The organism is Marinovum sedimenti (assembly GCF_054052205.1).
Genome location: NZ_CM133223.1, coordinates 182,056 through 208,319 on the forward strand (window position 1 = coordinate 182,056; position 26,264 = coordinate 208,319).

The 26,264-nt window shown below is 63.1% G+C and carries 24 protein-coding genes; 13 read left to right on the forward strand and 11 right to left on the reverse strand.

The genetic code is table 11. The features are described from left to right. The first annotated feature begins 2 nt into the window (after positions 1-2). The 3 genes from ACW9UO_RS00925 to ccmI are packed head-to-tail and all read left to right on the forward strand — an operon-like array spanning position 3 to position 2,185. Positions 3-557: a DsbE family thiol:disulfide interchange protein gene (locus tag ACW9UO_RS00925; protein ID WP_457087153.1), complete on the forward strand. Its 555-nt coding sequence runs from the start codon at positions 3-5 to the stop codon at positions 555-557. Continuing rightward, positions 554-1,036, forward strand: coding sequence for a cytochrome c-type biogenesis protein (locus ACW9UO_RS00930; protein WP_457087154.1), 483 nt, complete (start codon positions 554-556; stop codon positions 1,034-1,036). The genes ACW9UO_RS00925 and ACW9UO_RS00930 overlap by 4 nt, the downstream gene beginning before the upstream one ends. 3 nt (positions 1,037-1,039) lie before the next feature. Further along, positions 1,040-2,185: a c-type cytochrome biogenesis protein CcmI gene (gene ccmI / locus ACW9UO_RS00935; RefSeq protein ID WP_457087155.1), complete on the forward strand. Its 1,146-nt coding sequence runs from the start codon at positions 1,040-1,042 to the stop codon at positions 2,183-2,185. Between the two features lie 195 nt (positions 2,186-2,380). Here ccmI and ACW9UO_RS00940 read toward each other — a convergent pair whose 3' ends face one another. Both ACW9UO_RS00940 and ACW9UO_RS00945 read right to left on the reverse strand, forming a co-directional pair. Beyond that, entirely contained in the window at positions 2,381-4,411 is a 2,031-nt protein-coding gene (locus tag ACW9UO_RS00940) for a protein-disulfide reductase DsbD family protein (protein ID WP_457087156.1), read from the reverse strand. Between the two features lie 111 nt (positions 4,412-4,522). After that, positions 4,523-7,537, reverse strand: a complete 3,015-nt coding sequence (locus ACW9UO_RS00945; protein WP_457087157.1) for a hypothetical protein — start codon at positions 7,535-7,537, stop codon at positions 4,523-4,525. 313 nt (positions 7,538-7,850) lie between these two features. Here ACW9UO_RS00945 and ACW9UO_RS00950 point away from each other — a divergent pair, with 313 nt between their 5' ends. Then, positions 7,851-8,435, forward strand: a complete 585-nt coding sequence (locus ACW9UO_RS00950) for an SIMPL domain-containing protein (protein ID WP_457087158.1) — start codon at positions 7,851-7,853, stop codon at positions 8,433-8,435. 6 nt (positions 8,436-8,441) lie between these two features. Here the strand turns inward: ACW9UO_RS00950 and ACW9UO_RS00955 are convergent, their stop codons facing one another. The 3 genes from ACW9UO_RS00955 to ACW9UO_RS00965 form a co-directional block, all read right to left on the reverse strand. Further along, the gene (locus ACW9UO_RS00955; protein WP_457087159.1) at positions 8,442-9,197 is read right to left on the reverse strand and encodes an FkbM family methyltransferase; all 756 of its coding nucleotides are present in this window, start codon (positions 9,195-9,197) and stop codon (positions 8,442-8,444) included. Between the two features lie 145 nt (positions 9,198-9,342). Further along, positions 9,343-10,635, reverse strand: a complete 1,293-nt coding sequence (locus ACW9UO_RS00960) for an O-acetylhomoserine aminocarboxypropyltransferase/cysteine synthase family protein (RefSeq protein ID WP_457087160.1) — start codon at positions 10,633-10,635, stop codon at positions 9,343-9,345. A gap of 353 nt (positions 10,636-10,988) precedes the next feature. After that, the gene (locus tag ACW9UO_RS00965) at positions 10,989-11,990 is read right to left on the reverse strand and encodes a hypothetical protein (RefSeq protein ID WP_457087161.1); all 1,002 of its coding nucleotides are present in this window, start codon (positions 11,988-11,990) and stop codon (positions 10,989-10,991) included. Positions 11,991-12,123: 133 nt separating this feature from the next. Here ACW9UO_RS00965 and ACW9UO_RS00970 point away from each other — a divergent pair, with 133 nt between their 5' ends. Continuing rightward, a complete protein-coding gene (locus tag ACW9UO_RS00970) occupies positions 12,124-12,663 on the forward strand; it encodes a hypothetical protein (protein ID WP_457087162.1) in 540 nt (179 codons plus the stop codon). On the opposite strand, the gene ACW9UO_RS00975 is transcribed toward ACW9UO_RS00970, so the two are convergent. From ACW9UO_RS00975 to ACW9UO_RS00985, 3 genes are all read right to left on the reverse strand, one after another. Continuing rightward, positions 12,603-13,757, reverse strand: coding sequence for an amidohydrolase family protein (locus tag ACW9UO_RS00975; protein WP_457087163.1), 1,155 nt, complete (start codon positions 13,755-13,757; stop codon positions 12,603-12,605). The genes ACW9UO_RS00970 and ACW9UO_RS00975 overlap by 61 nt on opposite strands. Positions 13,758-13,922: 165 nt before the next feature. Beyond that, positions 13,923-14,609 (reverse strand): DUF1045 domain-containing protein, encoded by a 687-nt coding sequence (locus ACW9UO_RS00980; RefSeq protein ID WP_457087164.1) that lies wholly within the window; start codon positions 14,607-14,609, stop codon positions 13,923-13,925. A gap of 18 nt (positions 14,610-14,627) precedes the next feature. Next, the gene (locus ACW9UO_RS00985) at positions 14,628-15,536 is read right to left on the reverse strand and encodes a LysR family transcriptional regulator (protein WP_457087165.1); all 909 of its coding nucleotides are present in this window, start codon (positions 15,534-15,536) and stop codon (positions 14,628-14,630) included. Between the two features lie 93 nt (positions 15,537-15,629). Here ACW9UO_RS00985 and ACW9UO_RS00990 point away from each other — a divergent pair, with 93 nt between their 5' ends. Then, entirely contained in the window at positions 15,630-16,601 is a 972-nt protein-coding gene (locus tag ACW9UO_RS00990) for an NAD(P)-dependent alcohol dehydrogenase (RefSeq protein ID WP_457087166.1), read from the forward strand. A gap of 68 nt (positions 16,602-16,669) precedes the next feature. On the opposite strand, the gene ACW9UO_RS00995 is transcribed toward ACW9UO_RS00990, so the two are convergent. Together ACW9UO_RS00995 and ruvX are read right to left on the reverse strand one after the other, a co-directional pair. Next, positions 16,670-16,909 carry a DUF1289 domain-containing protein gene (locus ACW9UO_RS00995; RefSeq protein WP_457088580.1) on the reverse strand — a complete coding sequence of 80 codons (240 nt, stop codon included), beginning with the start codon at positions 16,907-16,909 and terminating at the stop codon, positions 16,670-16,672. A 14-nt stretch (positions 16,910-16,923) separates the two neighbouring features. Then, positions 16,924-17,397 carry a Holliday junction resolvase RuvX gene (ruvX, locus tag ACW9UO_RS01000; protein WP_457087167.1) on the reverse strand — a complete coding sequence of 158 codons (474 nt, stop codon included), beginning with the start codon at positions 17,395-17,397 and terminating at the stop codon, positions 16,924-16,926. A gap of 148 nt (positions 17,398-17,545) precedes the next feature. Between ruvX and ACW9UO_RS01005 the strand changes: the two genes are divergently transcribed. From ACW9UO_RS01005 to rarD, 7 genes are all read left to right on the forward strand, one after another. After that, positions 17,546-18,790: a sarcosine oxidase subunit beta family protein gene (locus tag ACW9UO_RS01005; RefSeq protein WP_457087168.1), complete on the forward strand. Its 1,245-nt coding sequence runs from the start codon at positions 17,546-17,548 to the stop codon at positions 18,788-18,790. Between the two features lie 397 nt (positions 18,791-19,187). Continuing rightward, positions 19,188-19,475 carry a hypothetical protein gene (locus ACW9UO_RS01010; RefSeq protein WP_457087169.1) on the forward strand — a complete coding sequence of 96 codons (288 nt, stop codon included), beginning with the start codon at positions 19,188-19,190 and terminating at the stop codon, positions 19,473-19,475. Positions 19,476-19,574: 99 nt separating this feature from the next. After that, a complete protein-coding gene (locus ACW9UO_RS01015) occupies positions 19,575-19,898 on the forward strand; it encodes a sarcosine oxidase subunit delta (protein WP_457087170.1) in 324 nt (107 codons plus the stop codon). Positions 19,899-19,959: 61 nt separating this feature from the next. Next, entirely contained in the window at positions 19,960-22,974 is a 3,015-nt protein-coding gene (locus ACW9UO_RS01020) for a sarcosine oxidase subunit alpha family protein (protein WP_457087171.1), read from the forward strand. Continuing rightward, the gene (locus ACW9UO_RS01025; protein WP_457087172.1) at positions 22,967-23,545 is read left to right on the forward strand and encodes a sarcosine oxidase subunit gamma; all 579 of its coding nucleotides are present in this window, start codon (positions 22,967-22,969) and stop codon (positions 23,543-23,545) included. Before ACW9UO_RS01020 ends, ACW9UO_RS01025 begins: the two co-directional genes overlap by 8 nt. Positions 23,546-23,664: 119 nt before the next feature. Further along, positions 23,665-24,273 carry a superoxide dismutase gene (locus ACW9UO_RS01030; protein ID WP_457087173.1) on the forward strand — a complete coding sequence of 203 codons (609 nt, stop codon included), beginning with the start codon at positions 23,665-23,667 and terminating at the stop codon, positions 24,271-24,273. Between the two features lie 244 nt (positions 24,274-24,517). Continuing rightward, the gene (gene rarD, locus ACW9UO_RS01035) at positions 24,518-25,510 is read left to right on the forward strand and encodes an EamA family transporter RarD (protein WP_457087174.1); all 993 of its coding nucleotides are present in this window, start codon (positions 24,518-24,520) and stop codon (positions 25,508-25,510) included. Here the strand turns inward: rarD and ACW9UO_RS01040 are convergent. Then, the gene (locus ACW9UO_RS01040) at positions 25,417-25,968 is read right to left on the reverse strand and encodes an LOG family protein (RefSeq protein WP_457087175.1); all 552 of its coding nucleotides are present in this window, start codon (positions 25,966-25,968) and stop codon (positions 25,417-25,419) included. The genes rarD and ACW9UO_RS01040 overlap by 94 nt on opposite strands. Between the last annotated feature and the right edge of the window lie 296 nt (positions 25,969-26,264).

A 26,264-nucleotide genomic window follows, 5' to 3' on the forward strand; every position in this document is an offset into this window, starting at 1 on the left:
CGATGCAACGAATTTTGGTCATGCTGCCGATTGCGGTGGTTCTGGTGCTGGGCGGCTTCTTTCTTTGGGGCCTCAATCCCGACCGCGATCCGGGGGCGATCCCCTCGGTGCTGATCTCGAAACCGGCCCCGGCATTTGATCTGGGGCCGATTGCGGGCGTCGATGTGCCGGGGCTGGCCAAACCCGATCTGGCGACGGGCGCACCGGTGTTGGTCAATGTCTTCGCCTCGTGGTGCGTGCCCTGCCGGGCCGAGCACAAGGTGCTGACGCGACTGGCGGCGCAAGAGGGCTTTCCGCTTTATGGTATCAATTACAAGGACAAGCCCGAGGATGCGAAGGTTTGGCTCGAGGAATTGGGCAACCCCTACGCGCGCATTGGATCGGATGAAACCGGGCGCGCGGGCATCGAATGGGGCATTTCTGGCGTGCCGGAAAGCTTTCTGATTGATGGCGCGGGGATTGTGGTCTGGCGCTATGTCGGCCCGATTGTGACCGAACAGGCGCAGGGTGATTTCCGCAAGGCTTTGGCCGCTGCGCGCGGCGGGGCAGGATCATGAAACATCTGCTTGCCATGCTGCTGATCGTGCTGGCCGGGGCCGTGGCGGCGGTAGAGCCTGACGAGATCCTCGATGATCCCGCGCTTGAGGCGCGGGCGCGGCTGATTTCCAAGGATATCCGCTGTGTGGTCTGCCAGAACGAACCGATTGACAGCTCTAACGCCGGGGTCGCGCGCGACATGCGGCTGCTGATCCGCGAGCGGCTGGTGGTGGGCGATAGCAACGCGGAGGTGGTGCAATATCTCGTGGATCGCTACGGCGATTACGTGCTGTTCAAGCCGCCGTTCAAACCCGAGACTTATGCGCTCTGGCTGGGGCCTTTTGTGCTGCTTGGCCTTGGCACCTTGGCCGCGGGCATGGCCCTGCGGCGGCGCAGGCAAATCGGTGCCGCGGCTCCGGGCCTCAGCGCCGATGACGAAGCGCAAGTGGCGGAGCTGATGGCCCGCTACGCGCAAGACTCCGACAAGAAAGACAGCTGACCGATGACATTCTGGATACTCGTTGCGGCGATGGCGCTTGGTGCCGTGCTGATCGTCCTTTTGCCGCTTTGGCGCACGGATGGGGTGCAGGTGGGCCACCGCGACGGCGCCCTGGCAATCTTTGTCGACCAGCTCAAAGAGGTCGAGGCCGAGCGGGCGCGCGGGCTTATCTCCGAGACCGAAGCCAAGGCGGCGAGCCTTGAGATCAAACGCCGGATGCTGGCTGTTGAACGCGAAGGGGCCAGTGGTCCGGCGCGCACCGGCGGCGCGGTGGTGTTGATGGTGCTGGCGGTGTCGGTGCCGGTGCTCGCCGGCGGGGTCTATTACATCACCGGCAGCCCCACGGCGCAAAGCCTGCCGTTTGCCGAGCGCGGGGCCGAACGGGCCGAGGACCGTCAGATTGTCGATCTTGCTGAAAAGCTTCGCCTGCGGCTGGAGTCCGAGGAAAATGGCGGTCCGACCGAAGGTTGGGAGCTTTTGGCCCAAACCTACGTCAAGATGGGCCGCTACGCCGACGCCGCCAACGCGCTCGCACGGGTGCTTGACCGCGACGATGCCCACTCGGGACACATGACGCAATATGCCGAGGCTCTGATTGCCGACAACGATGGGACCGTGACCGCCCAGGCGGGCCGCGCCATCGACGAAGCGCTTGAAATGGATGTGCTCAACCCGGCGGCCAGCTATTACAAGGCGCAGTGGCTCGAGCAGGAGGGCCGCTCTGCCGAAGCGCGCCAACTGTTGGTTCTGCGACTGCGCAATGAGACCAGCGTACAGCCGTGGATGGAGATTTTTGTCCGTCAGATCAATCGCATCGCGCAGGATACCGGTGATGCACCGGTGGCGGTCTCGGATTTCGTCGAACTGCGCGGGCCGACTGCCGAAGATGTCGAAGCCGCGCAGGATATGACCGCAGGCGAGCGCGGTGATTTCATTCAGTCGATGGTGGCGCGCCTGGCCGAACGGCTTGCGGACGAGCCGGATGATCTCGATGGCTGGCTGCAATTGGGCCGTGCTTATGGCGTGCTGGGCCAGACCGACAACGCGCTGGCCGCCTATCAATCTGCCGCTGGCTTGCTCGACCCGCTGGCCGCCAATGATCCGCGCCGCCAAGTGGTGGCTGAGGGGCTGGACGCGAACGGCGGCTAAAGCGAGCGTTGCGCAGGCGCACACTGCGGATCGCTTGGCAAAGGCAAAGCGCGCAATAGACACGTGACGACAAAGCCGCCCCTCACCGGGGGCGGCTTTTTTTTCAGCTGACAGGTCTGTGCAAAATTCCCGGCGTATCCATCGGGCTGTGGTCTGCGCGGAGTGTGACCGCGCGACCCATTGCGAACGCCCCGTTCAGGCCCCGCCGCTCGCCTTTTCAATCGCCTCGAACACCGCCTTTTCGCTCAGCAATTCCGGCAGTGCGATGCCTTCGGGCGCGGCGGGGCCATAGACGGCGTTGAACGGGATGCCGAACCGATTGAACCGCTCAAGATAGGCCGAAATCGCCGGGTTGGGCCGGGTCCAATCGGCCTGCATCGCCACGATGTCGTCACCCGCCAGCGCCTCCGACACCGGCCCACGATCCAGCACCAGCGCCTTGTTGGCCTTGCAGGTCAGGCACCAATCGGCTGTGACGTCGACAAAGACAATCTTGCCCGCGATAACCAATTCGCTGATCTGGCGTTCGTCAAAGCTGGCCCAGCGGGTGGCATTTGTCGCCGCCTCTGCCGGGGCCGGGGCCCGCAACGCCGAGAGCGCGATGGCAAACACCGCAAGCGCCGCAACCGCCGCGCCGCGAAACGGCAAGCGGGGCAGGCGCAGCAGCACAAGGCAAGCGGCCATCAAAAGCGCGACGATCCCAGCGGTGGCAAGCCCCGCCACACCGGCGAGCACAAAGAACAGCCATGCCGCCGTCAGCGCCAACAGCACGCCCATCACGGTTTTCAAAGCCACCATCCATCGGCCCGGTTTGGGCAGCACGGACACCACCCCCGGAAACGCAGCCACCGCGAGGTAGGGCAGCGCGAGGCCGAGGCCAAGCGCGGTAAAGATCACCCCGATCTCGAGCCCGCCGCCCGACATGGCAAAGGCCACAGCCGTGCCCAGAAAAGGTGCCGAACAGGGCGTGGCCAGCACGGCGGCAAAAGCCCCCGTAGCAAAGTCACCGACATGGCCGCTGCCCCCGGCACCCGCCATGCGCGTTTGCATGCTTGAGGGCAGCGAGAGGTTGAACAACCCGAACAGGTTGGCGGCAAACATCACCAAGATCACGATCATCACGGTCAGGAACACCGGGCTTTGGAATTGCAGACCCCAGCCCACCGCATGGCCCATTTGTTGCAGCAAAAAGGTCACCGCCGCCAAGGCCCAGAAGAACACCAGCACCCCAAGCGCCGACAGCAGAAACCCGCGGCGAATGCGGGCGCGGCCGCTTGCGGCGATCTTGGCGGCCGACGACAGCTTGATCGACAGCACCGGCAAGACACAGGGCATCACGTTAAGGATCAGCCCGCCCAAGACGGCGATCAGCGCCATGTACACAAGGCCCCGGCCTGCGGCGGGGGGCGGTGGCGGCGTGTCGGCCATAGGCGCAGTCACCGTTCCGGCAAAGGCCCCATCCGTCACGGTGAGCCGCAAAGGCGCGCCATCCGACGCGGCGTAAAACAGCGGAAAGCGCGCCCATAGCCGGGTGCCATTCGCGCCCAGCCGCAGTTCGGGTTTGCCAAAGACCGCATCGCTTTGCTCGGGGAAAATATCAGGCGTGCGAAACCCTGCAGTGCGGGTCACGGCCAAGGTCAGGTCTGTGTCCGAGACATGCGCCGCCTCGACAGTCAGCCCGCTGGCCGCGCCATCCTCGGGCACCTGTGCCAGCGCTTTGGTCAGGATCTCGGCGGCCTCGCCATCGATCCCGGTTCCGGCGGGCAGCGGCAACGTCAGGGTGAAATCCTCGGGGATGCAAACATCTTTGCAGACCAACAGCCGGACCTCTGTGCGCAATGTCGTGGCGGCTCCGGGCTCGGCCAGGGTGATCTGGATCGGAAAGGTCACCGCCTTGCCATAGCCGAAATTCTCGATGTCGAAGGCGGTAAAGCGGGTTGGGGCGGGAAAGAGCAGCTCGGTCTTGGCGACATTCTCCGCCTCTGACCAGTCAAGCTCGGGGGGAAGGCCAACTTCGCCGGGACTGCGCCAATAGGTCTTCCAGCCGTCTTCCAGCGTCAGCACAAGTCCGGCGGACAGGGTGCCGGCCTCGGGGGCCACGCCGTCCTCGGCTGTGACCAGCCGGGCGGTGAGTGCGTTTGCCGCGTAGGTTTCAGATGTCGCCGCGCCTGCCGTGATCGGCAAGGACAGACAGAGCAGGGCACAGAGGAACCGGGCAAGACGCATGTGATCTCCTTTTTGCCAGAGATATAGCGGATTTACCCGACAGATGCGCCATCGGTTTGTTCACGTCGCGGGGGGGAATCGGTCACTTTGGCGCGAGGGCGTGCAGGCGGGTCAGCCGCGCGGCATCCGCAGCACCACGTTGCGGCCGCTTTTGACATAGCTCAGCTGGCCATCACTGATTGCGGACACCCGACCACCGTCGATCCTGTCACCAACCTTGACCTTTTTGTAGCGGCCATTGGCCAACCGAACGAGCGCTTGGCGGCTAGACGGTTTGCCGTAGACACCGATCAGGTTGACCTTGCGCAGGTTGATCGCGTTCTTCTCGGTTGCCGCAGCCGCCACCGAGGTGCCCGACGGGATCGAGGGCTGCACAGTGCGCGGTTGCACCGCAGCGGTCGGGGTTGGCGCAGGAGCCGCGGCCGGGGGGGCGGGATCGGGCGCGCGCAGGGCCTGCGCGACAAGGACATCGATGTTGGACGGGCGGCGCTTGGGCTGAACCGAGGCAGCGACGGCAAAGGCGCTGGCCTCAACATCCTGCTCGGCTTCGACCTTGATTTCGTCTTGCTCGGGGCGTTCGCGCGGCCGCTTTTCCCTCAGTTCCGCAAGGCTGATCCCACCCAGATTGGCGCGCTCATTCTGTTCGATCAGATCGCCGGGCCGGGGCCGGGGGCGAATGCCGGTCAAGGTTTCATCCACCACAGCCGTCGTTACGGGGGCGGGCGCCGGGGCCAATGTCTGGTCTTCGGGGTCGGTGGTTGTATCCGCCGGAGCGCCGTCGGTTGCCTCGGGCGCGTCAGCCTCGGGCGCGGCGGCGTCAGGTTGCACAACAGGCAGGGCGGTTTTGACCTGCTTCTCGACACCCGAGCGCAGCGGCGGTTTAAGCGGTGGCGGACCCGCGACCAGCAAAAAGCCAGCAGGGTGGCGCACGCCCGCAGGTGTCGGCTCGATCAAGCCGTTGGCATCAAAGGTAAAACCCGCGTCTGCCGCATAGGGATCCGTTTGTCGGCCCGGAATGCCATCAGTGTCGGCCTCGCGCATGGTCGGGATCGCCACGGCGTCACCGACGTTGACCGACGGATCAATTGACGCCACATGCAGATCACCAACCGCGCGTTGATCAAGGTCGGCGGGGGGCACGGGCGCACGCTGCCAGATCCCGGTCGCGGCATAGCGAGCCTCGGCCTGTTCGGGGGTAAGCGCCTCGGCCTCAAACGGGACCGATAGCCCGCCAATCTGGCCGTCAACCAAGTCTTGTGACAGGGCTGGAACGCCTTGGTTTAGCGCGGCGAGGTCAACGGTCGCAGCATTTTCGATGTCAATCACGGCCCCGGTGGCGGGCAAGGCGAGCGCGGTTTCGGGCACCACAACCGCCTCGATGGGGGGCTCTGTCGCGGGGGTGACCGTCGGACTGATAATTTCGTCGATCTCGGGAATTGCAGCCGTGGCGATCGCTGTTTCGGAGTTCCGAGGGAACAGGCCCGCCAATCCCTCGTCCAGAAAAATCGACGCTATGGCGGCCGCCGCGAGCATAAGCAGGACCAAGGCCGCCGTCAGGATTAACCCAAAGAACCGCGGCTTGCCGCCGATCTTGTGCTGGCCGCCGCGCGCGCCAAAGACGGTCATCCGCTCGCCTTCGGCGATCACCGCGCCCGAGGCGGCAGCAGCCGAAGCCGCCCGGCGTTTGCCGAACTTCGGCTTGCGGATATCGGCAGGCGCGGCCTGGGCGGGTTCTGGCGATTGCGGCACCCGGCGGCTGGCAAATCCAACGCTCTTGGCCGCAGTGGTGGCGGCCTCGGCGCTGGGATCAAGCGGCGCGATTGTCGGCGGGGCCGGGACTGGGGCTGAGGCTGGCGCCTCCGGCTCGGGTTGGGCCTTGGGCCGCATGGTAAAGGAGGCGCGGGCGCTGGCGGCAACGTCAGCATTTGGATCGCGGGGTTTGGGCGCGGCAACAGGCCCGGTGTCGCGGCGGCCCGGCATGTCAGAGGGCAGGGCGCTGATCGTTCTGTCCGGGCGGGGCGCATGCGACTCTCTGTGGGCGCGGATGCTGGCAAAACCGGGCGCAGGGGGCACGGCGCTGGCGGCGGGGGCCGCCCCAACGGCAGGATTTTTGAGCGCGGCACGGGCAAGCTTTTGCGCGGCAGCGGCGGTTGCTTTTGCGCTTTCGGGCTTGGCCGCAGGTTCGTTCGGCGCGGCGGGTGCCTTGGCTGCGGGCGCAGGGTTTGCCTTGGCGGGCGCATTGCGCAGCACCGGAGAGGCAGCTGCCGCCTTGGGCGCGGCGTTTGGCTTGGCGGCTGGTGTCGCATCCAGTCGCACATCGGGCTGTGCCGACGGTGGGGGTGAATGCGCGGCCTCAGGTTTCGGCGTTTGCTCGGGCTTGGCCTCCGCCGGGGCCTTATCCTCGGGGCCTGTGGGCTTTTGCGGTTGCGAAGGTTTGGCCTTCGCTTCGTGTGGCGCTTCATCAGGCGCGGCATCCGCTGGCGGCGTCGGTTCAGGACGCGGTGCAACTGCCGCAGCCTTTTCCTTGGCCGGAGCCTTGGGTGCATCCGCCGGAGCCTTGGGCGCATCGCCCCGCACCGTGATCGGCATCTCATCGCCCTGCACGCTGGTCCCGCGCGCGAGGGTGGTCAGCGCGGTCTGCGTCGGGCCGAAAAACGGTTCGCGGACGAATCCGGCATCACTGGCCACATCCGAAACAAAACCCAGCGGCTGAAACCCATGCGCCAACGCAAAGCTCTCGGCCTCGTCCAGCGTCTCACGCGCGACGGCGGCGATGTGGATTTGGCCGTCCTTGGCCTGAAAATCATAGACCAGCTCATCGATGGAATAAGGCGTGGCCCCGTCCAAAGCAGCCTCGACTGCCTCGGCCACGGAAACGCCGTCTGGCGCCGCGATATCGAGAAATTTCACCTGTTCCGTCGGCAGGATCAGCTTGACGGCACCGGCATCGACACCATCTGAGGTGGCGGCGGTGCGCAGGGCCTTAAGAGCGTTGGACAAATCGGTACCATCCGGCGAAACCTCGCCCAGTCGATACCATCCGCCCCCCGCATCGCCATAGGCAGACGCACGGCGCAACAGGGCGATTCCCGCAAATGACAGCAGCAAAGCAAAATCAGGTTTCATCCGTCCGGCTTTCGCACTCCTTTCGCGGCCACACAAGTCACGCGATCGTCAACCATTACTTAGAGCAGCTTCCCGCCGAGAAAAAGGCTTTGCGCCAGAATGTCGCCCCGCATAGGTTGAAAGAAAGGGCCGCTTTGCACAAGCAAAAGGTTATTAGGGCTAGTATAACACAAAGGTCAGATCAATGTTGAGACGTTTGATTGTAAACACTTTTGTCATTTTAGTCGCAACGATTCCTCTGGCGGCGCAAGAAACACCCGCCCTGCGACAAATTATTGTCACCGGCGAGGGCGAGGCAGTTGCCGCGCCCGATATGGCGACTCTCACCTTTGGCGTGTCGCATCAATCTGCGACGGCTGAAGCCGCGATGACACTGGTGAACGATGGCGTGCGGGCGCTGTTCGAGCGGTTGAACACGCTTGGCGTGCAGCCCCGCGACATCCAGACCACGACGCTGGGGCTTGATCCGATCTGGAGCGAGCGGGATCGGCTTGCGCCAGGCGAGGCTGCTGAAATCGTCGGGTTCAACGCGCGCAACGATATGTCGATCCGGTTGCGGAATTTGGAAGGGATTGGCGAGGTGATCGGGCTTTTGGTCACCGATGGTGCGAACCGGCTGTACGGCATCAGCTTTGGCCTGCGCGATATGGACCCGCTGCAAAACGAAGCCCGCCGGCGCGCGGTGGCCGACGCTGGCGCGCGGGCGCAACTGTATGCCCAGGCGGCCGGGGTAAGGCTTGGCCCGGTGCAGCAAATCTCGGAACCCGGCGGATATCAGAGCCCCGGTCCGCTTTATGCCCGCGCAGAAGCGATGATGGCGAGCGACGTGCCGGTGGCCGCAGGCGAGCTGTCGGTTCGGGCGCAGGTCACGATGGTTTTCGGTATCGCCGAGCCATGAAGGCCCTTAGTGCGCGGCGCTTGGCAGGAAGAAAGCATTGCGCTCCATCAGTCCCGACAGGCGATAGCCCAGCCCGGTGAACGTCTCGTGCAGCCGTGTCTCATAGCCGCGCACCGCCCAGGCCTTTTCGGCTTCGAGCACGATCATCGGACGGCAGGTTTCAATCACCCGGCGCGCGCCCAGAATGGCAGGCCATTCGTGGCCTTCGAGATCAAAGTGCAGGATAGAGACGCGGCGCGAGGCGTCGACCAGATCGTCAATCCTTGCGACCTCGGCCTCGACCGTGCGGTCGGGCATCGCGTCGTCCACCACGCGCGCCCGGGCGGCCATTGGGGTGCCATTGTCGGCGGTTGTCTGAAGCGTAAGCTGTCCGGCCACTTCGCCGACGGCCAAAGGATGCAGGCTGACATTGCGCAGCCGGTTCAGGCGTATGGTTGCAACTGCCGCCGCGTGGCTAAGTGGGACCGGTTCGAAGGTATGCAGCGTGGCACCGGGCACCAGAGCCTGCGCCAATGCGGGCAGGAAATCGCCAATAAAGGCACCGCCGCTGATGATGTCACCCGCCCCGGCATGGCGCCGCATCAGGCGCAGGGTCTGGGGTTCATAAACCTCACCGCGCAGAAGCGCCTCGGGCACCTCGCGTTTGGCATAGGCGTCGGGGACGCAGTAGAAACCGTATTCGTTGACGGCCCGCGTGTGCGGGAAATCGCAGGTGTCCGGCGCCGGATGTGACCCGGCGGTGGGGCATGTTTGATGCAGCATTTCAACGGATCTTTCGGCTGACGTCCTAAATCTGCGACACCTTTAACCGGGTCTCCTTGCCACAAAGTAAAGACGCGCCCCAAAATCAATCGGAGCGCGTCTTTGTCATTTTCGAATCCACGGCCAGTCGTGAAATGCCGCGCTATCAGGCCGAAGCTTTGATCAGCGCTTGGTCGAGATCGGCAATCAGGTCTTTCGCATCTTCGATCCCGATGGAAATCCGCACCACATTGGGGCTGGCGCCGGCCGCTTTCTGCTGTGCTTCGGTCAGCTGGCGGTGGGTGGTCGAGGCCGAGTGGATCACAAGGCTGCGGGTGTCGCCAAGGTTGGCCACATGGCTAAACAACTCGAGCGCATCAACAAATTTGACGCAGGAGTCATAGCCGCCCTTAAGCGCAATGGTGAACAAGCCACCCGCACCTTTGGGGCAAAACTGCTGCTTGCGCGCCTTGTGCGGCGAGCTGTCGAGGCCCGCATAAGTGACGCCTTCGACAGCATCATGGGTTTCCAGCCAAGCCGCGATCTTTTCAGCGTTTTGAACGTGGCGATCCATCCGCAGGCTGAGCGTCTCGATCCCCATCAGCGTGTAATGCGCGGCTTGCGGGTTCAGCGTCATGCCAAGATCGCGCAGGCCGATGGCGATGGAGTGGAAGGTGAAGGCCAGCGGGCCAAAGGTCTCGTGGAATTTGAGGCCGTGGTAGGCGGGATCTTCGGCGCTGAGCGAGGGGAACTTGTCGGAGGCGGACCAATCGAAATTGCCCGAATCGACGACACAGCCGCCGGTGACGGTGCCGTTGCCTGTCAGGTATTTGGTCAGAGAATGCACCACCAAGGTCGCGCCATGCTCGATCGGTTTGCACAGGTAGGGCGTGGCAGAGGTGTTGTCGACGATCAGCGGAATGCCGGCGTCGTCGGCCACTTTGGCTGCGGCTGCCATGTCGGTGATATAGCCGCCGGGATTGGCGATGGATTCGCAGAAAATCGCGCGGGTGTCATCGTCGACCGCTGCGGCAACCGCCTCCATATCGTCGAAATCGACAAAGGTCGCGGACCAGCCGAACCGCTTGATGGTCTGGCTGAACTGCGTGACCGATCCGCCATACAGCCGGGTCGAGACCACCACATTCTTGCCCGGACCCATCAGCGGGAACAGCGCCATGATCTGTGCGGCGTGACCCGAGGAACAGCAGACTGCGCCGACACCGCCTTCAAGCGTGGCAACCCGTTCCTGAAGTGCTGCGACAGTCGGGTTGGTCAGGCGGGAATAGATATAGCCGACTTCCTGAAGGTTGAAGAGCGCGGCGGCGTGCTCTGCATCGCGAAACACATAGGCGGTGGTTTGATAGATCGGCACTTGCCGTGCACCTGTGGCCGGGTCTGGGCGTGCGCCTGCGTGCACTTGCAATGTGTCGAAGCCGTAGCTGGGGCCGTCAGTCATGGAATCCTCCCGAGTTGAAATTTTCGGCAGGTTAGGCAGGCCCCGGCGCATTTACCAGACTGCAAACGGCTAATTTTCACGCGGCGGCCGGGCTGATCTGTCAACAGATCAGGTCCGATCCATCAATGGATCGGGCTTTGCGCACGGGTGCGGGGATATGAGATTTAGAACCGCGCGCGCGATCCAGTCGCGGGTCACTTGCCTTTGGGCGTACAGTGTCGCGCCCGAACGTGCCGCGCAGCGGACCAACCATCCGCACAGAAGACGCGCAGTGTTCCCGCGGCGACCAAGCTGATCTGTTGACAGATCAGCACCGATCCATTGATGGATCGGGTTTGCGCACCGGTGCAAGGTTAGCGCATCCAGAAGCCTTCGCGCTTGATCTTGTTGCGGATCGCCTGTTCGCGACCGGGAAGATTGTCCTGATCAAACATATCGCGCACCTTCTGGCCGCGTCCTTGATAGATCATCCGCAACGCAGGCTCATATTCTTTCAGCCGTTTCTTGATCTTGTTGGGCGAGGTCACGATTTCCAGCGTATCCACCACCGCTTTGCTCTCGCGGGCAAACAGCAGCGGCAGCACCCGGTAGTGACAGGAATGCGACCCGTCGAGGAAACCAGCGGGCAGGGCATCCCGTCCACCGCCGAGCGCATGGATCACCAGCGGCAAGGCGACCTGATCCAGCCAGGGGTCCATCGCTTGGCAGACAAGTTCTTTTGGCGGCGCGTCGCGTATCGCCAGCGCATACTCAAGGAATTTATCCCCAAACACCTTAGGGCATTTGTAATAAAAGAACCCGGCGTTGAAATAGAGATAGCGCTGCCAGTATTCATCCGGCTGGTCCAAATCGAGCGAGCTATCGAAATCGAGGCCGAACCTGTCGTAAAGCGATTTCCAGATTTCGGTATAGCCCGGCCCATACAATTCCAGCTTGGGCCACGTGCCTTCGCGCCGCATCGACGCGCCCGGCCGGTCGAAATCAAACGGCACCTCGCGCAGGTCAGCGGTGATCAGCGTATCGGTGTCGAAAAATACAAAAGGCTCGCCCTCGGGCAGGGCGGCAAGCGCTTCGATCTTGTTGCCATAGGGGTAGTCCTGCCCGAAATGCCGGCTCTCAAACGGGAGGAAATCAACGCCCAGTTCCAACAGCAGATTGCGCAGGTCTTCATTCTTGATGCGCGGGTCTTTCTGCCACAACGGGCCGGGTTGCGGCTCGGCAAGGAACAAGCGACCCCGAAAACCACGATTGTAATGGCGGAAAGAGGCGGCAAACAGCAGAGCCTCATATTGCAACCGTCCGTTTTGACCGACGATCACGATGTTGAACGGCGTATCGCCGATTGGGTCTGCCACCTGTCTGCCCCGCTTGCTTTTACGTCTTTTGTTGCGGACTATAAGACGGAATTGCATTTGCCAAAAGCGGTTTGCGGCCAAAAATACCTCATATCGCGGCGTAATTAACAAAATGATTACAGGGGAAAGACCTATGCATTTAATTCTTATCCTGATTGCACTCATAGCGGGTGCTGGCGGCGCAGGGCGCGACGATGCGGAGAGGGACGTGGCGAGTGGCCCTTCCAAGGGGGCCATCTCTGACACCGGGGCTGACACCGGGGCTGAATCTGGGGCTGATACTGGCACCAGCTTGACCGCAGAGCCGCAGGTGCCGACCGGACGCTTTACCACCGCCACGGAAATCCGATCGATCCTTGACGCCACCAAGGGAAACTGGGTGGCAGTGCGCGAATATGACGGGCGCGATCTGGTGTATTTCACCCATCTGCTCGCCTGGCGCTGCGGGCTGGCCCAGATGGAATACGGCATAAACGGCGGTGCGATGCAGGTCTTTGCCCTGCCGCCGTGCCACGAGGATATGGCCACGCCCAATGCGCTGTTGCCCGAGGATGGCCTGCCTTACGTCGGCTTTGGGCTGGGATCGGTGCAAACGATCGAGCTGCGGATCACCTATGACGATCTTGGCGCTGACGCGATCACAGTCGACCGGCGCGGCGTGCTGATTCCCTGAGGCATCTGTCGCGCAAGCGTCTGAAACGGCAGCGCGAACTCCGGGTTGCGCCAGATCCAGCGCCCGGCGGCCATGGTGGCGGCGATGCGGCCACTGGCGCGGTGCAACACCACCAGATCCGCGCGTTGGCCGGGCACAAGCCGGCCCCGGTCCTTGAGCCCCAATATACCCGCAGGCCGGGACGCGATAAGCGACCACGCCCCGGCCATCGGCAAGGCACCCACCCGCGCAAGGCGCAGCGCGGCGCGGGCCAGCGCCTCTGGTGTGCCGTCAGACACCAGCGCATCACACATCCCGACAGCAATCAAATCGCGGGTTGCCGGGGCACCGGCCACGCCGCTGCCTTGCAAAACCCCCTGAGCTGGCATCAGAACCGGATCGCCCCAGGCCCGCGCCACCTCGGCGGCGCCTTGGCCCGCGGGGGCGACACAAATCTTGGCCCCCATCATCGCCAGCCGTTCCCGCGCCTGACCATCCCGGTCGCCGTAACTGCCGGACCTGAGGCCGCTTTGATCAAAGGCATGGGCGAGGTTGCAGAGAAACCGATGCACCTCACTGCTGCGATTGCGCAGAGTGTCCGCGATTTTGCGCATCTCACGCGTGGCGGGGCAGATGGCATTGCCCAGCGTATCGACGAACAGCACCGCATCAATCAAACCGCTGTCGAGCACCGAGAGCAATAGTGCCTCGCTGTCCATCATATGGGTGTCACAGCGCAGCATCACCCGCAGATCAGTCCGCGCCTGTTTGCGGAGCTTTGCCAGCGCGGCCAGCAGGGCACAGGCGGCGTCGGGGCTGTGATCGGGGGTTTGCCAGCCCCAGTCCAGGACCAGCCCGGCGGTGGTGATCCCCTGCGCGGCAAGGCTGGCCTCAAACGTCGACAGGTCGCCCAAGTTGCCCAAGGGGCCGGTGGCAGGCCGCTGCGCGCAGGCATCAACAATACCGGGCAGGATATCATAGCCGGGTAGGGCAATCTCGGGGGCCGGGCCATCGGTGATCCTGCCGTCCGCAAGGGTCAGCGCGCCCTCGGCAAATCCGGTATCGCACAGGATGCGGGCTTCGGTGATGCGAAGAGGAAGGGAGAGTACCGACATTTACCTGCTCATGCGTTGGAATACACGCATTGGTAAAGTACGGATATGTCGGCTGCATGACAGGTGGCTTATAATCTTGCGAAACGCGGTGCAAAATCGCAGTAAATCTATGCGCTAAAACAGAGCCTTCCAGTGGGCGGTCATGCTGCGTCGCGGCATCAAGGCCTATCCGCCAAGCGCCGCCCGACGGATCAGATGAAAGCGGCCTGTGTCTGCGTCCGACCCCAGCAATGAGAGCGCATCGACAGTGAAGGGCGCGGGCAACAGAGGCGCGAAATGCGCCGTCAAAGCCGCATGGGTCGCGGCAATCTCGTCTTCCTTCAACGGGCCGGTCAGGGTGATGTGAAACTTGAAGCTCTCCATCACATGCGGATAGCCCCAGCGCTGCAAGTTACGCTCCTGATCGGATGAGAGCCGGGCCTTGCGCCGCCGCGCCAGTTCCTCCGGCGTTGGGGGCGCACGAAAGCCATCGAAGTGTTGCACGACATCGGCAGCAAAATCGCGCAGCGCAGCGGTGTCGCCCAGCGCGGTCAGCGCCAGAAACCGCCCGATGCGGCGCAGCTCCAACCCTTCGAGCACCACCGGACCCCGGCCAAGCGCAAACGCCTGCACCGCGCTTTCCAGTGCCGTGGCTTCCATACCGGGGGTCAGGTGGAACGGCGGTTTCAGCGTGCCATGCGGGCCGTATTTGCGCGGCCGCTCGGTCAGCGCCTCGGGCGCGCGGGGCAGGCCGGGCACATCGGGCGCGACGCGCGATTGGCCCGACACCGGATCCCAGCCCAGCCAATCGGCCAGCGCCTCGGCCAAGGGGCCTGGGGGGATGGTGTAGTACAGGGCATAGCGGTCAGACATGGCGTTTCCTTTGGTGCTTTACCGCAAACTGTGGCGCAGGCGGGCGCGCAAATGGCGGTCGATCGTGTCCCAGACCAGCCTGATCCGGCGCGATGATTTAACCTCGCGGTGCGCCACGAGCCAGACCGGATAGCGGATCGGGTTTTGACCCGGCAAAAGCCGCACCATGCCCGGTGTGCTCTGGCCCAGGAAATCCGGCCCGATGCCGATGGCCACGCCCTGCCGCGCCAACTCCCAATGCACCAGATGGTTGTCACTGCGAATGGCCAGCATGTCGCGGGTCAGCGTGATGCCATAGGTGGCAAAGGCGGCGATCATCGCCTCGGCGCTGTCCATCGCGACAAAGTCATGCCCGGACAGATCGTCAAACCCCTGCGGCGTGCCGCGCCGGTCCAGATAGCTTTGCGCTGCGTAGAACCAGCCGCTGTCTTCGGCAATTCGCTTGGCGGTCAGCGCGGGGTCTTTGGGTTCGGTGTTGCGGATGGCAATATCGGCCTCGCGGCGGCGCAGATCGGTCACCGCATTGGTCGCGGCAATCTCGATCTCAAGCCCCGGCGCGCTTTGGCGCAGCTCGGCCACCACCGGCGGCAGCAAATGGGCAGAATAGATCTCGGAGGCGGTGATACAGACATGCCCGGCGATGTCCTGGCTCTGCCCCGAGGCCGCCAGCGAAATGCGGGTGGCGGCGTCACCCATCGCGCGCACATGGTCCATCAGCTCCAGCCCCGAGGGCGTCAGTTCCAGCCCGCGCCCGGTGCGCTCAAACAGGACCACGCCAAGCTCGTCCTCAAGGGCGCTGACCTGACGGCCCAGTGTTGGCTGCGCCATGCCAAGCGCGCGCGCGGCGGCAGAGAGCGAGCCTTCCTCGGCGGTGACGAGAAACGCCCGCGCCCGGTTCCAATCAAAGGTGACACTGCGCCAATCCATGCGAAAATGCATAACAGTCCTGCCGGATTGGTCAATTCCCGCAATGCCTGTGCATAGGGTACAAGTTGCCAAATGCACGTAAGGAGGCCAGCGATGAAAGCGGCGATGTATAACGAGTATGGCGGGGCCGAGGTGGTCGGGATCGAAGACCTTGCACAGCCGACACCGGGGCCGGGCGAGATTTTGGTAAAGCTCGCGCATGGCAGCGTAACGACCGCCGATTGGCGGCTGCGCGCGGCGGCCTTTCCCGGCGTTCTGGCGGTGCCCGGTCGGCTGATGTTCGGGCTAAGGCGTCCTCGCGCGCCAGTGCTGGGCAGCGAATTTGCTGGCACGGTGGTGGCGCTGGGCGAGGGGGTGACTGAGTTCGCGCAAGGGCAAGAGGTCTTTGGCTTTGTAATGCTGGGCGCACATGCGGAATACCTTGTGGTCAAGGCGGACGGCGCGGTGCTGCCGGTGCCCTCTGGCCTGACGTTGAAGGATGCGGCGGCGGTGCCGTTTGGCGGCCTTTCGGCACTGGTGTTCCTGCGCGACTTTGCCAAGGTCAAGCCGGGTCAAAAGCTACTGGTGATCGGGGCATCGGGGGGCGTTGGCGCCTACACGGTACAGATCGCGCGCATTTTGGGCGCTGAGGTGACTGGTGTTGCCTCGGGCGAACACGCGGAATTTGTGCGCACTTTGGGGGCGCACGAGACCGTGGATTACCGGACGCAAAAGCTGGGCACATTGACCACGCGGTTTGATGCGGTGATCGACACGGTCGGCGCGGCGGATTTTGCCACGGTCCGCCCACTGCTAAAACCGCGCGGCGTGTTTGTGCCGTTGAACTTTGGTCTGCGTGAGGTGGGGCAGGCGTTGTGGACCGCGCTGACCCGCCGCCGCCGCGTGCTGATCGGGGTGAGTGGCGATACCAAGGAGGACCTGCGCATTCTCAGCCGTTGGATCACCGCGGGCCAGTTGCGCCCGGTGATCGACAGTCGGTTTCCGCTGGCCGGTATCCGCGACGCCTATGCGCGTGTCGAAGGGCGCCATCGGCGCGGGGCGGTGTTGCTGGATATGGCGGCCTGAGGCGGGGCGGCCTGAGATGGAGTGGCCTTGAAACGGCACGGCCTAAATACGGAGCGGCCTACGCTGCGCTAGGGCGTCTTGCGCCCCAGCCGCGCGCTCCGGCCACCACGGCGCTTCTTGAGATGGCCGCGCCGATTGGGCAGCTCTGCCATGATCGTCGCGCGCTCATCACCGCTCATCACCGACCACTTGGTGATTTCATCAATCGAGCGCAAACACCCGGCGCAGATCCGCGCGTCGGGATGGATGACGCAGATATTAACGCAGGGGCTTTCGATTTCGTCGCGTTTCCAGACCTGATCTTTCATCCGTTCGCCTTTCGTCATGTCCGCCCCAGATGCGCCATCCGGTCCAGCACCCCTTGCAGGATATACGAGGCCGCCACATGGTCGATCACCTCGGCGCGACGTTTCCGAGACGTATCCGCCTCGAGCAGCGCGCGTTCGGCGGCAACGGTGGACAGCCGCTCATCCCAGAACGAGATCGGCCCCTCCCAGAGACGCGCGAAATTGCGGGCAAAGGCGCGGGTTGACTGACAGCGCGGCCCTTCCGAGCCATCCATATTGCGCGGCAACCCAAGGATCACCCCGCCGATGCTGCGCTTGGCGATGATCTCTTGCAGGCGCGCGGCATCAAGGCCGAACTTCTTGCGCCGCACGGTTTCGAGCGGCGTCGCCACGCTGCGGAAACTGTCAGAGACAGCAACGCCAATGGTCTTGTCCCCAAGATCGAGCCCGATCAGGGCGGTCATTGGCGGCACGGCGCGGGCAAATTCTTGGATATCATCAACAATCATGCCCCCCTGTACCCTGTCCCACCGGCAAGGGAAAAGCCCGTTAAAGGCACCATGTCGTGATTGACAGGCATTGTGGCGGATTTGATAGGCGGGCACACTGGCTTAGTCTTTTAGAACCACCCATGAGAGCCACCGGGATTCGAACCACATGAAGCGATATTCAGCCTTTGCCGTCGCCCGCGAAGCCGCGCGTTATCACCTTGGATGGGAGCGGGCCTGGGCCTCGCCCGAGCCAAAGAAGCACTACGATGTGATCATCGTCGGCGCAGGCGGGCATGGGCTGGCCACGGCGTATTATCTGGGCAAGAATTTCGGCATCACCAATGTCGCGGTGATCGAGAAGGGCTGGCTTGGCGGCGGCAACACGGGCCGTAACACCACCATTATCCGGTCGAACTATCTGCAAGATCCCTCAGCCGCGATCTATGAGAAATCCCGCTCGCTGTATGAGACGATGAGCCAGGATCTGAACTACAACGTGATGTTTAGCCCGCGGGGCGTAATGATGCTGGCGCAGACCCAGCATGAGGTGCGCGGCTATCAGCGCACGGCCCATGCCAATGCTTTGCAGGGCGTCACAACCGAGTGGATCTCGCCGCAGCGGGTCAAGGAGCTGGTGCCGATCATCGAACTCTCGGGTCCGCGTTACCCCGTGCTCGGCGCGCTCTGGCAGGCCCGTGGCGGCACCGCGCGCCATGATGCGGTGGCGTGGGGCTATGCGCGCGCCTGTTCGGCGATGGGCATGGACATCTTGCAGAAATGCGAAGTCACCGGCATCCGGCAAGAGGCGGGCCGCGTCACGGGGGTGTCGACCTCCAAGGGCGAGATCACCTGCAACAAGCTTGGCATGATCGTCGCGGGCAACTCTGGCGTGCTGGCCGAGATGGCAGGGTTCCGTCTGCCGGTGGAATCGGTGGCCTTGCAGGCGCTGGTGTCGGAACCGATCAAGCCCTGCATGGATGTGGTTGTGATGGCCAACACCGTGCACGGCTATATGAGCCAGTCTGACAAGGGCGAGATGGTGATCGGCGGCGGCGCGGATGGGTACAACAACTACACCCAGCGCGGCAGCTTTCACCATATCGAGGAAACCGTGCGGGCGCTGGTCGAGACCTTCCCGATGATCTCACGCCTCAAGATGCTGCGCCAATGGGGCGGTATCGTGGATATGACGGGCGACCGGTCGCCGATCCTGTCAAAAACCCCGCTAGAGGGCTGTTTCATCAACTGCGGCTGGGGCACTGGCGGCTTCAAGGCGATCCCCGGCTCGGGGTGGGGCATGGCAGAGTTGATGGCCAAGGGGCACTCGCCGCTGACCGAGGCCTTCTCGCTCGACCGGTTCCACGCTGGCCGCTTCATTGATGAGAGCGTGGCGGCGGGGGTCGCGCATTGATCGCTGCCACTCAAATTCCAGTTTTAGCGCATTCAGGGCGTGCACATCGCCCTGAACGAAACCTGCTTGCGACTTTGTTCGGATTTCTGGGTCAGGATGAGCGCGGCTCCACGCCTCAAGGTCTGACCACGAATACCCTGCATACATCTGCCACGCCTCTCATACGCTCTATGCTCCAAGCGGGCAGACTGGCATTTAAGACGTCGTATTTTCGTGAAGGAAGCGTTCGGCGCGGTTCAGCGGCGTTAACGTCCACTGCATCGGACATGACGGCATCGGACATCGCGGGATCGGCCATTCTCCGCCGCACCGCCGCGAAAAACACACCCTCGCTCGGGAACCACTTCACACAGGCCGACGTTGTCTCTGTGAAGTCAATGAGCAAGGGAGTATCCCAATGTCCGACCATACAAACAACGATCACATCGATCGTCTTGACCGTGAGCACACCAACACCACGACCACAACAACCACCAACTCTGGTGGCAACGGCGGCATGGCGTTTATTGTCGGCATCCTCGTTGTTATCGTGGCTGTGCTGGCTTGGGTCATGTTCGCAGGCGGCGACATTCCCGGCGGCTCGAGCGGGTCCTCAGACCTTAACGTCAACATCGAAAGCACCGCCCCGGCAGCTGAACCTGCACCGGCAGAAGGCGCAACCGAAGCACCGGTCGACGCGCAGTAACCCGGCACCTGCCGACCCCCTACACACCTCCTCGCTAAGGCGGGCGTCCCCGGACGCCTGCCTTTTGCCGTTTCAGGACCAAGATCAGAGGCCGCGCCCATGCTGACCCTTCATTGCCCCTATTGCGGCGTTCAGGCCGACGAAACCGAGCTGTCCCCCGGTGGCGAGGCCCATCTCACACGCCACGGCCCCGGCTCGGATGACGGTGAGTTCCACGACTACCTGTTCTCGCGGCAAAACCCGCGCGGCGTGCATTTTGAACGCTGGCGGCACGCGCATGGCTGCGGCAAGTGGTTCCTTGCGGCGCGCTGCACCCAGACGCTCGAAGTCTTTGGCACCTACGAAGCCCAGACCACCGAGCCGCCACAGCACATCCGCGACGCGATCAGCGAAAAACGCCCCGGATGGGAGAGGCCGCAATGACGATTGACCTCCCCAACACAACGCATTTCCAAGGCCAGCCCCGCGCGAAAGGGTCCGACACATGAGCACACGCCTCGCCACCGGTGGCCGTCTGATAGATCGGACGAAACAACAATCCTTTACCTTCAACGGCAAGCGCCTGACCGGGCACGCCGGCGATACTTTGGCCTCGGCTCTCTTGGCCAATGATCAGGTCCTGATGGGCCGTTCGTTCAAATACCACCGCCCGCGCGGCGTGGTTGCCTCTGGCGCTGAAGAGCCCAATGCGCTGATGGGGCTGGGTGAGGGCGACCGCTTTGAGCCCAACCAGCGCGCCACCACAACCGAGCTATTCGACGGGTTGAAAGCCGCGAGCCAGAACCACTGGCCCAGCCTTGAGGCCGACGTTGGCGTGGTCAACTCGGCCTTCTCGCTGTTTCTGCCTGCCGGGTTTTATTACAAGACCTTCATCCAGCCGCGCGCCTTCTGGAAACACATCTACGAGCCGTTCATTCGCAAATCCGCCGGTCTTGGCAAAGCACCGGACAAAGACGCGCGCGACCCCGACACCTATGAGCATTTCCACGCCTACGTCGATGTGCTGGTGGTGGGTGGCGGCATCGCCGGACTTGAGGCCGCCAAACGGCTGGGCGAGACCGGGGCCAAGGTGCTTTTGGTTGAACAGACGGCATTTTGGGGCGGACGTGCGCCTGTGGACGGCGGCGAGATTGAGGGCGGTAGCGTTGACGCCTATATCGCCGCGCTGCTGGCTTCGCTCAACGCGATGGACAATGTCACCCTGCGCAATCGCTGCATGGGGGCAGGAGTCTATGACCACGGTTATGCGCTGGCGTATGAGCGGCTGACCGACCACGCGCCCCACGTTAAAGGCCCGCGTCACCGGCTTTGGCGCATTCGCGCCGGTCATATTGTGACGGCCACCGGGGCGATCGAACGGCCGCTGTCGTTTGCGGGCAACGATGTGCCGGGTGTGATGCTGGCCTCGGCGGTGCGTGACTATGTGGTCAACTGGGCGGTCAGCCCCGGCGACCGCACCGTTGTCGTGACCAACAATGACGACGCTTACCGCACCGCCCTTGCGCTGCGCAAAGCCGGGCTTGCCGTGCCTGCGATCATTGACGCCCGCGTTCTGCCCAAGGACAGCCCGTTGATGGCCGAGGCGCGCGCGCTGGGCATTCGCATCTTGCAAGGCCATGCGATTGACCACGTTCAGGGCGGCAAGCGCGTCACCGGCGTTGCCATCTGTTCGCACGCGGGCGAAGGCGGCGCGGTGATTGACGAAATCCCCTGCGAAGCGGTGGCGATGTCGGGCGGCTGGTCGCCCGTGGTGCACCTGTGGTCGCATTGCGGTGGCAAACTGGTCTGGGACGACGCCCACGCCATGTTCCGCCCCGATCCTGACCGAGCGCCGACGGGCGACAAGGGGCAAGCTTACGTTACCGCTGTTGGCGCCGCCAATGGCGCGTTGACGCTGCAAGCGGTGCTGGAGGATGCGGTCTCGGGGGCCGCTGGCCTTGCCGATGGCGCGTCGGATACGGCGGCACCGCAGGCGATCACGCAAGACGAGGCGCCGCTCGCGCCGGTCTGGATGATGCCGCAGGGCGCGAGCATCAAGCACCGGATGAAAGCCTGGCTGGATTATCAGAACGACGTCAAGGTTTCGGACGTTCAATTGGCCGCGCGCGAAGGGTTTGAGAGCGTTGAACACGCCAAACGCTATACCACGCTCGGCATGGCGACCGATCAGGGGAAGCTCAGCAATATCAACGGTCTGGCGATCCTGTCAGGCGCGCTGGGCGCTGAGATCCCGCAGGTTGGCACCACCACTTTCCGCCCGCCATATACGCCGATTTCAATGGGCGCGATTGCTGGCCCCGCGCGCGCCGAAACCTTTCAGCCGGTGCGCGAAACTCCACTGCACGACTGGCTTGACAAGAACGGCGCGGAGTGGGAGCCGGTTGGCCAATGGCGCAGGCCCTATGCCATCAAACGCCCCGGCGAAAGCACGCATGACGCGGTCAACCGTGAGGTGAAAAACACCCGCGAAAACCTTGGGCTGCTCGATGCCTCGACCCTTGGCAAGCTGATCGTGAAAGGCCCCGATGCGGGCAAGTTCCTCGACATGCTGTACACCAACATGATGTCGACGCTGAAACCCGGCAAATGCCGTTATGGGCTGATGTGCAACGAAAACGGCTTTCTGATGGATGACGGCGTGGTGGCGCGGATCGACGAGGAGACGTTCCTGTGCCACACCACCTCGGGCGGGGCCGATCACATCCATGCGCATATGGAGGATTGGCTGCAATGCGAGTGGTGGGATTGGCAGGTTTACGTCGCCAATGTCACCGAACATTACGGCCAAATTGCCGTTGTCGGCCCCAAGGCGCGCCATGTGCTTGAGGCGATCGGCGGGCTGGATGTCAGCAAGGAAACGCTGCCCTTCATGGGCTGGGTCGAGGGCGAATTGGCCGGTATCCCGGTGCGCGTCTTCCGCATTTCGTTCTCGGGGGAACTCAGCTTTGAGATCGCGGTCAAGGCGGGCTATGCGCGCCAGCTTTGGGATCTGTTGCTGACCATCGGCAAGCAATACAGCGTCATGCCCTACGGCACCGAGGCGCTGCATATCCTGCGGGCCGAAAAGGGCTTTATCATGATCGGGGATGAGACCGACGGCACGGTGATCCCGCAAGACCTCAACATGCAATGGGCGATTTCGAAGAAGAAAGACGACTTCCTTGGCAAACGTGCGCATCAGCGGCCCGAGATGGCGCGCGCGGATCGCTGGAAGCTGGTCGGGCTGGAAACGCTTGATGGCTCGGTGCTGCCGGACGGCGCCTATGCGGTGGTTGAGGGCGAAAACGCCAATGGCCAGCGCAACGTGCAGGGCCGCGTGACCTCGACCTATTATTCGCCAACGCTCGACAAGGGCATTGCGATGGGGCTGGTGCTGCATGGGCCTGACCGGATGGGCGAGGTGATCAGTTTTGCCAAATCCGATGGCACCACGATGATCGAAGCCCGGATTGTCGACCCGGTGTTTTATGACAAAGACGGGGAGAAACAGAATGTCTGATGTGATGCCAACGCCCGCGCCGCTCCTGGGCAATGCGCGCTATGATGGGCTGATTTCGGTGCGTGAATCCGCGCCCCAAGGCATGATTGTGCTGCGCGGCGATCTGGCCTCGGTGCCGATCAAGAACGCGGCCACCGGCATCAGCGGTCTCGACATGCCATCGGCGCGCGGCGTCCGCTTTGAAGGCGAACGGGGCGTGGTGTGGATGTCGCCCGATGAACTGCTGTTGCTGTGCCCTTACGGCGAAGTCGCAGGCGCGTTGCGCAGCCTGTCAGGCACGCTGAGCGACAGCCACGCGCTGGCGGTCGACATCTCTGACGCGCGCTGCATGTTCGAACTGCGCGGCTCTGGATTGCGCGATGTTCTGGCCAAGCTTACCCCCGCCGATATGTCCACCGATGCCCTGCAACCGGGCGAGGCGCGCCGCTCGCGGCTGGCCCAAGTGCCCGCGGCCTTTTGGCTGCAAAGCGAAACATCGGCGCGGGTGATCTGTTTCCGCTCGGTGGCGCGTTATGTTTTCGACCTGCTCAAAACGGCGGCGCAACCGGGCTCAACTGTCGGGTTTCATTAATCCGTCCTGCGCGCGTCATGGTAAATATAGCCGCGTTTCTGACGCGGGCAGGGTTGACCTTGCCCGCCGACGCGCTCAATTAATACCAGAACGTGAACACAATTTAGGGGGTGTTACCCATGGCATTCGAACTTCCCGATCTTCCGTATTCCCACGACGCATTGACCGGCCTCGGCATGAGCCAGGAAACCTTGGAATATCACCACGACATCCACCACAAAGCGTATGTCGACAACGGCAACAAGCTGATTGCTGGCACCGAATGGGAAGGCAAATCGGTCGAAGAGATCGTTAAAGGCACCTATGACGCCAATGCCGTTGCGCAATCGGGCATCTTCAACAACGCCTCGCAGCACTGGAACCACGCCCAGTTCTGGCAGATAATGGGCACCCAAGGCAAAGACATGCCGAGCGAGCTGGAAAGCCGCATCAAAGATGCGTTCGGCACCGTTGACGATTTCAAAAAGCAATTCGCTGCCGCAGGCGCGGGCCAGTTCGGCTCCGGTTGGGCTTGGCTGGTTGTTGATGGCGACGGCACTCTGAAAGTCACCAAGACCGAAAACGGCGTCAACCCGCTGTGCTTTGGCCAGACGGCTCTGCTGGGCTGTGATGTGTGGGAACACTCCTACTACATCGATTTCCGCAACAAGCGTCCGGCGTATCTCGACAACTTCCTCGATAACCTGGTGAACTGGGATAACGTGGCAGAGCGTCTCTCGAACGCCTGATCACATCCGATCACCTGACATCACGAAAAGGCCCGTCACATCCGGTGGCGGGCCTTTTTTGTGCCCGGCGCTTCGGCGGATTGTGCGGTGCATCGGTGAATTTTCGGACCGCTTCGCCGGGGTATTGCCGGCCACTCCTTGCGCCAAATATTCAAGCCAGACCCGCCAAACAGCCGTTGCAACTTGGTCGCCCGGCTGACTAACTGCGCCCGACTTCCCAACCCCTATTCAGACGGACACCGGCATGACAAACGCCTCTGACACTCAGGCCCGTATCGGCGTGCTCTCCATGGTTGGCGCCTGCCTCGTCTGGGGGCTTTCCTCGCTGTATTACAAGATGTTGGCCCATATCCCTGCGATCGAAGTGCTGGCCCATCGCACGCTGTGGTCGGCGGTGTTCTTTCTTGTCGTCATCTCGGTGCAGGGGCGGTTGTCGGTGCTGGCGGCGTCGGTGTCAGGGCGGCATCTGGGCAAGGTGATTTTCGCGGCACTGATGATCTCTTGCAATTGGTTCATGTTCATCTGGTCGGTCAGCAATGGCCGCGCCACCGAGGCCAGCCTGGGCTATTACATCTTCCCGCTGGTGGCGGTGGTTCTGGGCCGGGTGGTGTTTGGTGAAAAGCTGGTGCGCATCCAATGGCTCGCCGTTGGCATGGCGACCTGTGCGGTGGCGCTGTTGACATGGGGGCTGGGGGTGCCGCCGTGGATTTCGCTGATCCTCGCGTTTAGCTTCGGCATGTATGGCCTTGCAAAGAAAAGCATATCTTCCGGTCCAGTCATATCGGTCTGCGGCGAGGTGCTGGTGCTGACGCCCATCGCACTGACCGTTCTGTTTGCCTTTGGATCACCGGGCGGTGCCGGGATCGAACGGGTGCTGGCGGTGGGGCAACCGGGGGGGCTGAGCACGCTTGATCTGGCGCTGTTGATCGGCTCTGGCCCGATCACCGCACTGCCGCTGATCCTGTTTTCCAGCGCCGCGCGCAAGGTGTCGATGGCCACCGTGGGGCTGGTGCAATACCTTAACCCCACGGTGCAATTCTTTGTTGCAGCAGTGATTTTTGCCGAACCGATCACCCGCTGGCACGGCATCGCCTTTGCGGTGATCTGGCTGGCGCTGGCGATCTATACCACCAGCAGCCTGCGTCAGGACAAAGCGGCCCGCAGGCTGGCCACGCAGTCTTCGACTGACGCGGTGCTGCCCCAGAAATCGCGCAGCGAGGCTTCGGCAAAGCCCTGATCGATCACGTGATCGAGCAGCACCAGCAGCGGATCCCAATAGCCCGCGACGTTCAGAAGGATCACGGGTTTCGCATGCAGGCCAAGCTGCGCCCAGGTCAGCACCTCAAAGAACTCGTCAAGTGATCCGGCCCCGCCGGGCAACAGGACAACCGCATCGGCGTTCATCAGCATGACCTTTTTGCGTTCATGCATCGTTTCGGTCACGACAAAGGTCGACAGGTCACGCTTGCCGACTTCGCGGTCCATCAAGTGTTTGGGGATCACGCCAAAGGTTTCGCCGCCATGCTCTTGCGCACTGCGCGCCACGCGCCCCATCAGCCCGATATCACCCGCGCCGTACACCAGCCGCCAGTCTTGCGCCGCAAGCGCTTGGCCCAGGGCCTCGGCGGCTTGGGCAAAGGCGGGATCTATGCCGTCCCGCGATCCGCAATACACACACACGGAGATGTCGGCCATTGTCACTCGCTCCTGATTGGGGGGTCTTGTAAACTGCGGTTTATGTTGCGCGTGCAGCATGGGAAGTCAACGCGACAGGGCAGCGTTAGCCCCCGCACAACCGGCCCGGACGACAGGCCTGTGTGCAATCACGGGGCGAATATGTCGCCGGAAATCCACAAATCGACCGGCAAACCCGCCTCTGACCGTGATTTTTACGTTTTTTCCCAGAGCTTGCCCGGTTATCTGTGCAAATCTGCAAGAAAAGACGTGCAGCGCGCCGTGGTCTGCCAATCGGCGCGCGAAGGGGATGAACG